Source organism: Streptomyces sp. NPDC015144 (assembly GCF_043079735.1).
Taxonomy (GTDB): domain Bacteria; phylum Actinomycetota; class Actinomycetes; order Streptomycetales; family Streptomycetaceae; genus Streptomyces.
On record NZ_JBIBUU010000029.1, the window covers coordinates 36,101 to 50,065 of the forward strand.

Consider the following 13,965-nt stretch of genomic DNA (forward strand, 5'->3'; position numbering starts at 1 on the left):
CGCCCCCCCCCCCTCCCCCGCCCCGGGGGGGGGGGGGGGGCCGGGGGGGGGCCCCCCCCCCCGCGGCTCTGTCGCGTCGGGCGTTCACGGGTCTCAGGGGGTCAGTGGCGGCCGCGGGCCCTCGTCGGGGCGCGGGGCCTGCTGCCCGCCGTCCGGCCGGATGACCTCACCCTGCACGACCTTTCCGTCCGGGCGGTGAATGCGCGCCTGCTGGAAGGCGTCGGAGAAGCTGCCGGGGCTCGCGGCGCGCATCCGGCGCTCCAGCGACCGCTCCGCGTACCGGCCGAGCCGGGTACGGACCGCCGGGACCAGCAGGGCGAGCCCCGCCACGTCGGAGACGATCCCGGGGATCATCAGGAGCAGCCCGCCGAGCATCAGGAAGCCGTTGCCCCGGCTGTCGGCGGGGGTCTCGGCCTGCTCCGGCGCGGCGCCGGGCTGCCCCGGCATCCGCTGGAGCGTCTCGGTGAGGTTGCGGAAGGCCCGGCGGCCGGCCCGCTTGATCACCGCGGCGCCGAAGACGATGCCCGCCGCCAGGAGCAGCAGCACGGTGAACCCGCCCGCCGCGTCGGCCACGACGGTGAGCAGCCAGATCTCCAGTACCGCCCAGGCGGCGACGGCGAGGGGGAGGTAGGTGCGGACGCGTGAGCGTCCGCGGGCGGTCGGGGGCCGGGTACCGGTCGTCATGGTCCCCAGTGTGCCCGTACGGGCGTAGGAGTGGCGCAAGGGGGTGATCCCGCGCCGGGCTCCGCGGGCCGGGCGCGTCAGAGCGGCTTGCGGCCCAGTACCCGGTTCGCGCGGGACGTGACGCCCCAGGCCGTGACCCGCCAGAGCGCCTCGACCAGGATGTCGCGGCTCATCTTCGAATCGCCGACCTCCCGGTCGACGAAGGTGATCGGGACCTCCACGACGTGGTAGCCGGCCTCGACGGCCCGGCGGGCCAGGTCGACCTGGAAGCAGTAGCCCTGCGAGGCGACCTTGTCGAGGCCGAGGCCGTCCAGGGTCTCGGCGCGGAAGGCCCGGAAACCGCCGGTGACGTCCCGGGTCCGCAGCCCGAGCAGGAGCCGGGAGTAGGTGCTGCCGCCGCGGGAGATCATCTCGCGCGACTTGGGCCAGTTGACCACCCGGCCGCCCGGCACCCAGCGGGAGCCGAGCACCAGGTCGGCGCTCTTGAGCGCGGTCAGCAGCCGGGGCAGTTCCTCGGGCTGGTGGGAGCCGTCCGCGTCCATCTCCACGAGCACGCCGTAGCCGTGGCCGGTGCCCCAGCCGAAGCCGGCGAGGTAGGCCGCGCCGAGCCCTTCCTTGCCCTTGCGGTGCAGCACCCGGACCTGCTCGTCCTCGGCGGCGATCTCGTCGGCGATCTTGCCGGTGCCGTCCGGGCTGTTGTCGTCGGCGATCAGGATGTCGGCCTCCGGCACCGCGGTACGCACCCGGCTGACGATCGGCTTGATGTTCTCGGCCTCGTTGTAGGTCGGGATGATCACCAGGATCTTGCCGAGCGGCCCGTACCGCCGCTGACCGCCGTCGTTCACTTACTGCCCCTTAAGTCCGTACGCAGGTGCCCACCATATCCAGCGGGCGGGGGGCGCTCGGCGACGCGGTCGGGCCGGATCGCCGCCCGGCCGGGACAGAAGGAGGGAAGTACGGACAGAAGCCCGGCCCGCGGGCGGGACGGGTTCTGCGGATGGGGGCCCGGCGCCCTTCGGGCCGACCTGGGGCCCGCTGGCTGCGGGTCGACCTAGAGCCGTTGTCTACTGAACGTCCGGGCCCCATCCGGGTCGCACCGCCGACCGGCTGAAACCTTCCCTCGTCCCGAGGCGCGGGCGCTGAACCTGGCTGACAGTGGTGGTGCGCCGGTGCGGCACACCACCCCGTGACCCAGCGGCGTTCGACGACTGCGTGGAGGCTCGACCGGTCGGACGTCCTGTGGTGGACCCGGCCGAACCTACCGGCCGGTGGGCGCATTCTGTCAATAGCCGTCTGACCTGCAATATTTACGAAACTTGCCTGGTCAGTAGCGAAGATCCCCAGGTGACGGCGGAACGAACCCCGTCGCCGGTGGCGGGACGGGGCATCCGTACGTCACTCGTTCGGCCGCTCGTAGACCGTGTGTCCGAGAACCACGGTCCGCAGGCATACCGGGAGCTCGGCGCCGGGGGTGAGATCGGGCAGCCCGGGGGTGCCGGAACGGGGATCGGTCGACCAGCGGGCGACCCGGTCGTCCGGGGCCTGGACCAGCAGTTCCGAGGTGCGCCAGACCGCGTAGTCGGCCGGGGCGCCGGGGACCAGGAGGCCCGCGTCGTCACGGCCCACGGCCCGCCAGCCGCCCCTGGTGTGCGCGGTGAAGCCGGCCCGTACGGAGATCCGGTGCTCGGGCGTGCGGTGGAAGGCCGCGGCCCGCACGGTGCCCCACGGGTCGAACGGGGTGACCGGGCTGTCGGAACCGAAGGCCAGCGGCACACCGGCCCGCAGGAGCGCCGCGTACGGGTTGAGGGTGCGGGCCCGCTCGGCGCCGAGCCGGCGCGCGTACATGCCCTCCTCGCCGCCCCAGGCCGCGTCGAAGGCGGGCTGGACGGAGGCGGTCAGGCCCAGCTCGGCGAAGGCGGCGATGGTCTCGGGGGTGAGCATCTCGGCGTGCTCGACGCGGTGCCGGGCGCCCCGGATCCGGGCCAGGCCGAGCGTCTCGGAGGCGGCCCGGACCCCCTCGACGACGGCGGTGACCGCGGCGTCGCCGATGGCGTGGAAACCGGCCTGGAGCCCCGCCTCGGTGCACGCGGTGACATGGGCGGCGATCTGCGCGGCGTCCAGGTGGGCGGTGCCGGTGTGCCCGGCCGGGCCGTCGGCGTACGGCTCGTGCAGGCAGGCGGTGTGCGAGCCGAGGGAACCGTCCACGAAGAGGTCCCCGGCGGCGCCGATCGCGCCGAGTTCGCGGATGCGGAGGGCGTCCTTCTCGTCGGCGACCTGCTCGGCCCAGTAGCCGTGGACGCGCGGGCCGCTCTCCTCGGCGGCGAGCTTCAGCAGACCGGCGAAGTCCTCCTCGTCGGAGATGTCCGGGCCGCCGCACTCGTGGAGGGTGCCGATGCCGAGCGAGGCGGCGTGCCGCAGGGCGGCGCGCTGGGCGGCGGCGCGCTGGGCCGGGGAGACGGCGCCGTGGGCCGCGGCGCGGACCGCGTGGTGGGCGGCCCCGGTCAGCGGGGCGTCGGGGTGGTAGCCGGTCAGCCCGGTGACGCCGGGGACGAGGTCGAGCAGCGCGGTGGTCACCACCGCGGAGTGCACGTCGATCCGCGGCAGGTAGACGGGACGGCCCCCGGCCGCCGCGTCGAGTTCGGCGCGCGACGGGGGGCGCTGTTCCGGCCAGCGGGCGGCGTCCCAGCCGTGGCCGAGAACCACCCGGTCCTCGGGGTGCGCGGCCACGTGCGAGCGCAGCAGAACGAGCGCCTCGTTCAGGTTCCGGGCGCCGGAGAGGTCGAGGCCGGTGAGGGCCAGGCCGCTCGACGTGGTGTGGACGTGGGCGTCGGTGAACGCGGGGGTGACCAGCGCTCCGTCGAGGTCGACGACCTCGTCGACGCCACTCGCGAAGGCGTCGGCGGCCCCTTCCGAGCCCACCCAGGCGACATGGCCGCGTTCGACCACCATGGCGGTGGCGAAGGGGTCGGCGGGGCTGTGGACGTCTCCACCGCGCAGCAGCACGGTGCGGTGGTCGCTCTGAAGGGCGGTGCTCTCGGTCATGGGACCAGTCTCGCGCCTGTCCGGACCCGCGCGGTCCGCGCCCCCTGTCAGATGCGCGGCGGCCGTGCCTCGTACGGGGTGGACAGGACGACCGTGGTGCGGGTGGAGACACCGGCCAGCGAGCGGATCCGGCTGAGCAGGTGCTCCAGCTCCAGCGGCGTGGCGACCCGCACCTTGAGGATGTAGTTCTCGTCGCCCGCGACGCTGTGGCACGCCTCCAGCTCCGGGACCCCGGCGAGCCGCTCGGCGATGTCGTCCGGTGCGCTCGGGTCGAACGGTTTCACCGAGATGAACGCGGTGAGCGGCAGGCCCACGGCCTCCGGGTCGACGACCGCGGCGTAGCCCCGGATCACCCCGCGCTGCTCCAGTCTGCGGACACGCTGATGAACCGCCGACGTGGACAGGCCCGTGGCCTTGCCCAGGTCGGTGTAGCTCATCCGCCCGTCCTTGACGAGCAACTCCACGATCTGTCGGTCCAGCTCCTCCATGCGGATCAACTTATTGCCCCTTGTCCCTCCAGGCACAGCGCCGGGGGCCCCGGAGGGGCGGCACACCGGGTTCATGTGACGAACACCACAGGTTTACGGATGGGTAGCCGACCCCCTCGCGGTTACGGGGGATCCGCGACGGGAAGTGCTTGCTGTGGCCACGGCCACGTCACCCGGCCGGCCCACCCGAGGGGGGAACTTCCCATGCAGCGCCTGAAGCTCACCGAACGCACCGAACCGGACTCCGTCGAGGACGCGGTCCCCGGCGAGGAGCCCGTTCCCGACGCGTACGACACCTTCGAGATGTACCGGGTCGTGTGCCCGGACTGCGCGCAGCCGATCGCGCTGCTCGCGGGCGAGGAGGTGCTCCCGGAGCACGCGCTGTGCCCGACGCCGTGGAATCCGTTCGTGCTGACCGTCTGCTCGGGGACGGGGCGCGCCGCCTCGCAGGCGCGGCCCGCCGACGACTCCCTCGACGCCCAGGAGCAGGAGACGGGTCTGCTGCTGACGCTTCCCCAGGGGCTCGACTGGAGGATGCAGCCGTTCTCCCACGCCGGCGGCCCCGGCTCCCGTCCGCTGCGGATGCCGCGGATGCGGCGCGACGCCGCCTGACGGCCGTCCCGTACCGCCCGCCGCTTCCGCGCGCCACGACGGCCCCGCCGGTGTGGTGCCCACGGTGGGCACCCGGCCCCGTCCGCGCGGCGGCGCCGCACCCCGGACGGAGCGTGGCGCGGCCCTCGTGGGCCGCCACGACCGGGGGCGGAGCCGGATCGTGGCGACGCCTGGGCGGCCGGAGCGGCCGCCCGGAGGTCAGCGGGTCTCGGGCCCCGCGAGATGGCGTGCGATGACCATCCGCTGGATCTGGTTGGTGCCCTCGACGATCTGCAGCACCTTGGCCTCGCGCATCAGCCGCTCGACGGGGAAGTCGAGGGTGTAGCCGTATCCGCCGAGCACCTGGACGGCGTCCACGGTGACCTTCATGGCGGTGTCGGTGCAGAACAGCTTGGCCATGGCCGCCTGGCGCGAGAAGGGCTTGCCCTCGTCGCGGAGCCGGGCCGCCTCCAGGTAGAGCGCCCGGCCGGCCTCGATCTGGGTGGCCATGTCGGCGAGCATGAAGCGCAGCCCCTGGAAGTCCGCGATGGGGCGGCCGAACTGCCGCCGTCCGGCGGCGTACTCGACGGCCTCGCTCAGGGCGGCCTGGGCGACACCGATCGCGCAGGCGGCGATGCCCAGCCGTCCGGAGTCGAGCGCGGACAGCGCGATCGCGAAGCCCTGGCCCTCCTCGCCGATCCGGCGCGCGTCGGGGATCCGGACGCCGTCGAAGTTCAGCTGGGCGGTGGGCGAGCCCTTCATGCCCATCTTCTTCTCGGGGGCGGCCGCGTTCAGCCCCTCGGCGTTGCCGGGGACCAGGAAGGCGGTGATCCCGCGGGCGCCCTCGGCGCCGGTGCGGGCCAGGACCGTGTAGAAGTCCGCGACACCACCGTGGGTGATCCATGCCTTGGTGCCGGTGATGACCCAGTCGTCGCCGTCGCGCACGGCCTTGGTGCGGAGCGAGGCGGCGTCGGAGCCCGCGGCGGGCTCGGAGAGGCAGTAGGCGCCCAGCAGGCCGCCGCCCAGCATCGACGGGAGGTGCTCGGCGCGCTGCTCGTCGGTGCCGTATCCGGCGACCGCGTGGCAGGCCAGGGAGTGGACGCTGACGCCGAGGCCGACGGTGAGCCGGGCGGCCGCGAGCTCTTCGAGGACCTGCAGGTAGACCTCGTACGGCTGGTCGCCGCCGCCGTGGGCGGAGTCGTAGGGCAGGCCCAGCAGCCCGGATTCGGAGAGCAGCGAGAAGATCTCGCGCGGGAACAGGCCCGCTTCCTCCTCCTCGGCGGCCTTGGGGACTATCTCCCGCTGGGCGATGTCGCGGACGAGCGCGATCAGTTCCCTGGACTCCTCGGTGGGCAGTCGACGTTCCACCATGTACGAAGCACGGTCGGTCATGACGGCGCTCTCCTCCCTGTCGGGCGTTGCGACGGTCGCGCGCGAGGGGTGTGGGCGGCGCCGCCGGGGGGTTCCGGGCGCGCCCGGAGAAGCACTGCGGTCCGGCCGCTCCCGTCGGCCCCTCGGATCACGAGAGCCGCTGGCCGGCGGCCGTGGCGGGTCGAGTATGCCCGATCGGACGATATCCGTCACGGGGCACCCGGGCGACTCGGCCGGGGGCGGAAGGATCACCGGACTTGGTCCACACCATTGACCCGACTGGTCTAGTCCATCTACGGTTCCCACCGAACGGCATTTGCGCGTTCATGCCAAGTTCGCGCGACGGCCGACTCACTGTCCCCACAAGCGAGTTCCCTCCCCCACGAGGAGACAAGATGTTCGGACCGCATCGACTTCGCGCCCGCTTCCGGGCGTTCGCCGCAGCCGCCTGTACCGCCGCCCTCGGCGCCGCCCTGCTGGGCGTCGCGGGCACCGCACCGGCCGGCGCCACCCCCACCACCACGCGGGCAGCGGCGCCCGCCACCACCGGCACGACCCCCACCGCGGCCGGCGGCAAAGTGGTCGGATACTTCACCAACTGGGGCGTCTACGGACGCAATTACCACGTGCGGAACATCGAGACCTCCGGCTCGGCCGCCAAACTCACCCACATCAACTACGCCTTCGGCAACGTCACCGGCGGCAAGTGCACGATCGGCGACTCGTACGCCGATTACGAGAAGGCGTACACCGCCGACCAGTCCGTCGACGGCGTCGCCGACACCTGGGACCAGGATCTGCGCGGCAACTTCAACCAGTTGCGCAAGCTGAAGAAGCTGCACCCCGACCTGAAGGTCATCTGGTCGTTCGGCGGCTGGACCTGGTCCGGCGGCTTCGGCGAGGCCGCCAAGAACCCGGCCGCCTTCGCCGAGTCCTGCTACAGCCTGGTCGAGGACCCGCGCTGGGCCGACGTCTTCGACGGCATCGACATCGACTGGGAGTACCCCAACGCCTGCGGCCTGACCTGCGACACCAGCGGCCGTGAGGCCTACGGCAACCTGATGGCGGCGCTGCGCGCCAAGTTCGGCACGAGCAACCTGGTCACCTCGGCGATCAGCGCCGACGCCTCGGACGGCGGCAAGCTGGACGCGGTCGACTACGGGGCCGCCGCGCAGTACGTCGACTGGTACAACCCGATGACGTACGACTACTTCGGCGCCTGGGACGCGAAGGGCCCGACCGCCCCGCACTCCCCGCTCACCTCGTACGACGGCATCCCGCAGGAGGGCTTCAACAGCGAGGCCACCATCGCCAAGCTGAAGGCCCAGGGCGTCCCCGCGTCCAAGCTGCTCCTCGGCATCGGCTTCTACGGCCGCGGCTGGACCGGCGTCACCCAGGACGCCCCCGGCGGCACCGCCACCGGCGCCGCCGCCGGCACCTACGAGGCCGGCATCGAGGACTACAAGGTCCTCAAGAACACCTGCCCGGCCACCGGCACCGTCGCCGGCACCGCCTACGCCCGCTGCGGCAGCAACTGGTGGAGCTACGACACCCCGGCCACCATCGCCTCCAAGATGAGCTGGAAGAACCAGCAGGGGCTCGGCGGCACCTTCTTCTGGGAGCTCAGCGGTGACACCACCGACGGCGAGCTGATCAAGGCCATCGACTAGGCACGCACCGGACTCCGGGCGCGGAGGAGCGGGAGCGGGGCGGCGGGCCGACGGGCCTGCCGCCCCGTTCCCCGTGTCGACCGTTCCCCTCGTCGGCCGTTCCGTCGCCGTGTCGACCGTTCCGTCGCCCCGTCTCCCGTCGCCGTCGGATACTCCGCCCGGGGCCGGAAATGAGCGGGTCGCCACCGCTCATGTTGCATGACCATGCGATGTGGTGCATAGTCTTGCCATGTCCAAAGTCCTTACCTCCCTCCCCACCGGCGAGCGCGTCGGCATCGCCTTCTCCGGCGGTCTCGACACCTCCGTAGCCGTCGCCTGGATGCGTGACAAGGGCGCCGTGCCCTGCACGTACACCGCCGACATCGGCCAGTACGACGAGCCCGACATCGCGTCCGTGCCCGGCCGCGCCTCCGCGTACGGCGCCGAGATCACCCGGCTCGTCGACTGCCGGGCCGCGCTGGTCGAGGAAGGGCTGGCCGCGCTCTCCTGCGGCGCGTTCCACATCCGTTCGGGTGGGCGCCCCTACTTCAACACGACGCCGCTGGGGCGGGCCGTGACCGGCACCCTGCTGGTCCGCGCCATGCTCGAGGACGGGGTGCAGATCTGGGGCGACGGTTCCACCTTCAAGGGCAACGACATCGAGCGCTTCTACCGGTACGGGCTGCTCGCCAACCCGCACCTGCGCATCTACAAGCCCTGGCTGGACGCGGACTTCGTCACGGAGCTCGGCGGCCGCAAGGAGATGTCGGAGTGGCTGCTCGCGCACGGGCTGCCGTACCGGGACTCGACGGAGAAGGCGTACTCCACGGACGCCAACATCTGGGGCGCCACCCACGAGGCCAAGACGCTGGAGCACCTCGACACCGGGGTCGAGACGGTCGAGCCGATCATGGGCGTGCGGTTCTGGGACCCGTCGGTGGAGATCCCCACCGAGGACGTGACGGTCGGCTTCGACCAGGGCCGTCCGGTCACCATCAACGGCAAGGAGTTCGCCTCCCCCGTCGACCTCGTGATGGAGGCCAACGCGATCGGCGGCCGCCACGGCCTCGGCATGTCCGACCAGATCGAGAACCGGATCATCGAGGCGAAGAGCCGCGGCATCTACGAGGCGCCCGGCATGGCGCTGCTGCACATCGTCTACGAGCGCCTGGTCAACGCGATCCACAACGAGGACACGCTGGCCGCGTACCACAACGAGGGCCGGCGGCTCGGCCGGCTGATGTACGAGGGCCGCTGGCTGGACCCGCAGGCGCTGATGATCCGCGAGTCGCTCCAGCGCTGGGTCGGCGCGGCCGTCACCGGCGAGGTGACGCTGCGGCTGCGGCGCGGCGAGGACTACTCGGTCCTCGACACCACGGGCCCGGCGTTCAGCTACCACCCGGACAAGCTCTCCATGGAGCGCACCGAGGACTCGGCGTTCGGCCCGGTGGACCGGATCGGCCAGCTGACCATGCGGAACCTGGACATCGCCGACTCGCGGGCACGGCTGGAGCAGTACGCGGGGCTCGGCCTGGTCGGCAGCGGCCACCCGACGCCGATCGGCGCGGCGCAGGCCGCTTCGACCGGGCTGATCGGCGCCATGGACCGCGGCGGCGCCCAGGCGATCGCCTCGCGCGGCGAGGCCGCGGACGAGGAGGCCATGCTGGACCGTGCCGCGATGGAGTCCGGCACGGACTGACACCGGTCACCGGCCGTCACCCGGCGGGCCCCGGCGGATTCCTTCCGCCGGGGCCCGCCGCCGTTCCGGGCGGCACGGGCGCTCCGCACGCGGGGCGCTCCCCGAACGTTCCGCATGTCATGTCCCGGGCGTCCCGCATGCCACGTCCCGGCAGGACGGAAGCAGCCCGGACGTCACCGGCGGTTCATCCGGCGCTGATGGGCTGTGGTTCGTCGGTGCTGCCCGCCGACCGGATCAAGGAGATATGCATGCCCATACAGCGCCTGTCCCGCAAGCACCTGATGGCCGCCGGCGCCGTCCTCGCGGCGACCGCCACCGCTGCCGTCGCGCTCACCGCCACGGCCGGCGCGCACGACACCAAGGACTACGCGAAGAGCGCCATCAAGGGCGGCAAGGCGAAGAACGTCATCCTGCTCATCGGTGACGGCATGGGCGACTCCGAGATCACCCTGGCCCGCGACTACACCGTGGGCGCGGCCGGCCGCCTGAACATGGACAAGTTCCCGCTGACCGGCGCGTACACCACGTACGCCGTGCACGAGAACGGCACGCCGGACTACGTCACCGACTCCGCGGCCAGCGGTTCCGGCTGGGCGACCGGCGTGAAGACCGTCAACGGCCGGATCTCCAAGACGCCGGGCACCAACAAGGCCGTCCCGACCATCCTGGAGCTGGCGCAGAAGGGCGGCTTCGCCACAGGTTCGGTGACGACCGCCGAGCTGACCGACGCCACCCCGGCCGTCCTCGCCTCGCACGTCACCGACCGCTCCTGCCAGGGCCCGGCCGACATGGCCAAGTGCTCCGTCGACACCATCTCCAAGGGCGGCCCCGGCTCCATCGCCGAGCAGAGCGTGAACCACAAGGTCGACGTCCTCCTCGGCGGCGGCAAGCAGCGCTTCGACCAGAAGATCACCGAGGGCCCGTACAAGGGCCTGACCGTCACCGAGCAGGCGCGCAAGCTCGGCTACCAGGTCGTCACCGACGACGCCTCCCTGAAGGCGACCAAGGGCGACAAGCCGGTGCTCGGCCTCTTCGCCCCGGGCAACGTCCCCACCGAGTGGTCCGGCAAGCCCGCCGCGCTCGGCGGCACCGACCCGCAGCGCTGCGTGACCTCCAACGCCAACCGGCCCGCCGGCACCCCGGAGCTGGCCGACCAGACCGCGAAGGCCATCCAGTTGCTGGAGGCGAAGCAGAAGCGGAACCACGGCAAGCAGGGCTTCTTCCTCCAGGTCGAGGGTGCGTCGATCGACAAGCAGGACCACGCCGCCGACCCCTGCGGCCAGATCGGTGAGACCGCCGCCTTCGACCGCGCGGTGAAGACGGCTCGCGCGTACGCGGCCAAGCACCCCGACACCCTGGTCGTCACCACCGCCGACCACGGCCACACCAGCCAGATCATCCCGCTGGAGGCCCAGCCGCCCGGCCTGAGCTCCACGCTCATCACCGACGAGGGCCAGCCGATCAAGGTCAACTACTCGACCAACACGCCCGGCCAGTCCCAGGAGCACACCGGCACCGAGGTCCGGATCGCCGCGCAGGGTCCGCAGGCCTACCGCGTCCTGGGCGTCACCGACCAGACCGACCTGTTCGGCACGATCCGCGAGGCGCTCCGCCTCCGCTGACCCCTCGGGCCCCCGGCACCAGCCCCTTTCACCCTCACTTCCACCGGAAGCCTCGCGGCAAGCGCCCCGGGCCCCGTCGGCACCAGCGAAACGCCGACGGGGCCCGGGGCTTTCGGCGCCGCCACTTGACGCCTACGCGGAGCCTGTTACTCAGCGACGGCCGGACCCTCGTACGTGCCCGGCGACCTCGGAAGCTCACGCAGTACCGCGATCCACGCCTGGGAGGCATTGACGCGGGACGGGGCCGTCCTTAAGGTAACCGTTGACCCCATCGTTTACCCATCTTTAACGTGGCAGTTGGGGTAAACGTTTACCTTCAGGCAGTCAACGACGGGAAGGGCACACGATGCCGACTGGCGGACGCGTGACACTCAAGACGATCGCCGAGTCGCTGGGGGTCTCCGCGAAGACCGTGTCGCGGGCCCTGGCGGGCAAGGACTCGGTCGGTGAGGAGCTGCGAACGCGCATTCGCGCCGAGGCCGACCGGCTCGGCTACGTTCCGAACTCGATGGCCAGATCGCTGGTGTCCGGCTCCGCGATGACGCTGGGCATGGTCATCACCCACCCGGCCAACCCGTTCTACTCGTTGCTGATCAGCGCCGTCGAGGAGCGTTGCCGAGCGAACGGCTACTCGCTCCTGCTCATGGTCACGGAAGAGGACCTGGAGACGGAGCGGGACGCGGCGGAGGCTCTCCTGCGGTGGGGCGTGGACGGAGCCGTGGTGATTCCCGTCCAGGAGGGCGCGGAGCACTGGGAGCGGCTGAAGGACTCCGGCGTGCCGATCGTGCTGGTCAACCGCGGACTGGACGGGTTCGAGTGCGACTTCGTCGGTGTCGACCACGAGCGTGGGGCTTATGAAGCGGCTTCCCATCTGCTCGACTCCGGTGCCACCAGCGTTCACCTGCTGGAGGAGGACGTGCCGTTCTCCTCGGCGGCCGACCGACGCGCGGGCTTCCAGCGCGCGCTCGCCGAACGCGGCCTCCCCTCGGACGACGCCATCACGCTGGTGCCGCAGTCCACGCACGGAAGGCGAGTGCTGCCGTGGGAGCCGGAGGCCGCCTACCAGTGCGCCCGGCAACTGGTGAGCAGGCTCGAACCGGGCGCTGCGGTACTGACCGGAAGTGACTACTTCGCTCTCGGCCTGTACCGCGCACTGGCCGAGAAGGGTATCGACATTCCCGGCCACGTCGCGGTGATCGGCCATGGCGATCTGCCGTTCGCCGCCTATCTCCAACCCGCGCTGTCCAGCGTCCGCCCACCCGCCGACGAGATCGGCGCGAGGGCCGCGGACCTGCTGTTCGAGCGCATTCAGGGCTCGACGGCTCCCAGCGTGAGCATCTGCCTCCCGCCGGAGCTGAAGATCCGTGCCTCGGCCAGCGACCGAGACCACCACGAACCGAACCGAGAGAACTAAGAGGACCATGACGATGCCGAATGCGGCAGAGCGACAGATGACTGTGCACGAACAGGCCCGGGAGATCCCGGTGGTGGCCGACGTGGACGTGCTGGTCGTCGGTGGCGGACCGGCCGGTGTGTGTGCCGCCGTCGCCGCGGCGCGGGCGGGGGCGAGCACGTTCCTCGTCGAGCGGCACGGCTTCCTCGGCGGCATGTGGACAGCGGGAATGGTCCTCACGCTCGCTGGTTACAACTCCTGGCTGCGCCCCTACGCCCGCTGCGTGGAGGGTGTCCCCGCCGAGTGGCTGGCCCGTGCCGCCAAGCAGGGCGGTGCGGTCGACGGCGACGGCTGGGTGTTGAATTCCGACCCGGAGGTCATGAAGCGCGTCGCCGACGACATGATCGAAGCCGAGGGCATCGGGATACTGCTGCACAGCTGGGGCGCCCGCCCGATCATCGAGGACGGTGCCGTACGGGGCGTGTACGTCGAGAACGTCGACGGTCGACGCGCCATCCGTGCCTCGGTCACCGTGGACTGCACCGGCAACGGCGACATCGTGGCCGGAGCCGGTTCCGATTGGGCCAAGGGCAACACGCTGCAGCCCATGACCATGCCGTTCCGCGTGGGCGGCGTGAGCCCGGATCCGGACCGTGAGCACGCCGTACCCGTGAACATCCCGATCGGTCCGGAGGCCACGCTCCTGAAGGAGCCGCTGCTGAGTCGGTATGCCTCGACGCGCAGGGACATCGACCTGGACGTGGACGCCATGCGCGCGGCCCGTGCACGGGGCGAGCTGCCGCCGTTCGGCGGTCCGTGGTTCGGCGGCATGGAGAAGGACATCGCCTGGGTCAACACCACCCGGGTCATCGGCGACGCGTCCGACGCGGAAGAACTCACCCGCGCGGAGATCACCGGCCGCAAGGACTCCGTCGTCATGCTCGACGCCCTGCGCGAGCACAGCCCGGCGTTCGCGAACGGGCGGCTGCTGCACACGAGCACCCAGATCGGTGTGCGCGAGACCAGGCGCCTGGTCGGGGCGTACACGCTGACCGGTGACGACATCCGCACCAACGCCCGCTTCGACGACAGCATCGCGGTCGGCTGCTGGCCGATCGACGTGCACCCGGCCGGGGACGTGGGCGTGCACGCCATGTACGTGCCGCTGCCCTACGAGATCCCGTATCGCAGCCTGCTGCCGCAGACCACCGAGGGCCTGCTCGTGGCCGGCCGCTGCATCTCGGTGGACCGCGAGGCGCTCGGATCGGCGCGAGTGGGCGCCACGTGCGCCGCGACGGGCCAGGCCGCCGGCGTGGCCGCCGCTCTGGCGGCGACCGGCGGGCAGCAGCCGCGGCAGTTGGACACCACGAAGATCAGGACCGTGATCCAGGAACAGGGCGGCCGTGTGTCGCCGCCGGCACATTAG

Annotated in this window: 11 protein-coding genes; 6 read left to right on the forward strand and 5 right to left on the reverse strand. The window is 72.0% G+C overall.

Annotated features, from left to right (window positions below):
• Nucleotides 1–93: 93 nt before the first annotated feature.
• The 4 genes from fxsA to ACF08W_RS32680 form a co-directional block, all read right to left on the reverse strand.
• Complete coding sequence (gene fxsA, locus ACF08W_RS32665) at nt 94–684, reverse strand: FxsA family membrane protein (protein ID WP_392281513.1); 591 nt, start codon at nt 682–684, stop codon at nt 94–96.
• A gap of 77 nt (nt 685–761) precedes the next feature.
• Nucleotides 762–1,529: a polyprenol monophosphomannose synthase gene (locus ACF08W_RS32670; RefSeq protein ID WP_352280102.1), complete on the reverse strand. Its 768-nt coding sequence runs from the start codon at nt 1,527–1,529 to the stop codon at nt 762–764.
• 550 nt (nt 1,530–2,079) lie between these two features.
• Entirely contained in the window at nt 2,080–3,726 is a 1,647-nt protein-coding gene (locus ACF08W_RS32675; RefSeq protein WP_392281514.1) for an amidohydrolase, read from the reverse strand.
• 47 nt (nt 3,727–3,773) lie between these two features.
• Nucleotides 3,774–4,214 (reverse strand): Lrp/AsnC family transcriptional regulator, encoded by a 441-nt coding sequence (locus tag ACF08W_RS32680; protein ID WP_352280100.1) that lies wholly within the window; start codon nt 4,212–4,214, stop codon nt 3,774–3,776.
• Between the two features lie 204 nt (nt 4,215–4,418).
• Between ACF08W_RS32680 and ACF08W_RS32685 the strand changes: the two genes are divergently transcribed.
• Nucleotides 4,419–4,826 (forward strand): hypothetical protein, encoded by a 408-nt coding sequence (locus ACF08W_RS32685; protein WP_392281515.1) that lies wholly within the window; start codon nt 4,419–4,421, stop codon nt 4,824–4,826.
• A gap of 198 nt (nt 4,827–5,024) precedes the next feature.
• On the opposite strand, the gene ACF08W_RS32690 is transcribed toward ACF08W_RS32685, so the two are convergent.
• Entirely contained in the window at nt 5,025–6,197 is a 1,173-nt protein-coding gene (locus ACF08W_RS32690) for an acyl-CoA dehydrogenase family protein (RefSeq protein WP_392281516.1), read from the reverse strand.
• A 374-nt stretch (nt 6,198–6,571) separates the two neighbouring features.
• Between ACF08W_RS32690 and ACF08W_RS32695 the strand changes: the two genes are divergently transcribed.
• The 5 genes from ACF08W_RS32695 (at nt 6,572) to ACF08W_RS32715 (ending at nt 13,965) form a co-directional block, all read left to right on the forward strand.
• Nucleotides 6,572–7,846 carry a glycoside hydrolase family 18 protein gene (locus ACF08W_RS32695; RefSeq protein WP_392281517.1) on the forward strand — a complete coding sequence of 425 codons (1,275 nt, stop codon included), beginning with the start codon at nt 6,572–6,574 and terminating at the stop codon, nt 7,844–7,846.
• 229 nt (nt 7,847–8,075) lie between these two features.
• Nucleotides 8,076–9,524, forward strand: coding sequence for an argininosuccinate synthase (gene argG, locus ACF08W_RS32700; protein WP_352280096.1), 1,449 nt, complete (start codon nt 8,076–8,078; stop codon nt 9,522–9,524).
• A 248-nt stretch (nt 9,525–9,772) separates the two neighbouring features.
• Entirely contained in the window at nt 9,773–11,146 is a 1,374-nt protein-coding gene (locus ACF08W_RS32705; RefSeq protein WP_392281518.1) for an alkaline phosphatase, read from the forward strand.
• 364 nt (nt 11,147–11,510) lie between these two features.
• Nucleotides 11,511–12,560 carry a LacI family DNA-binding transcriptional regulator gene (locus ACF08W_RS32710; protein ID WP_392281519.1) on the forward strand — a complete coding sequence of 350 codons (1,050 nt, stop codon included), beginning with the start codon at nt 11,511–11,513 and terminating at the stop codon, nt 12,558–12,560.
• A gap of 37 nt (nt 12,561–12,597) precedes the next feature.
• The gene (locus ACF08W_RS32715) at nt 12,598–13,965 is read left to right on the forward strand and encodes an FAD-dependent oxidoreductase (RefSeq protein ID WP_385211027.1); all 1,368 of its coding nucleotides are present in this window, start codon (nt 12,598–12,600) and stop codon (nt 13,963–13,965) included.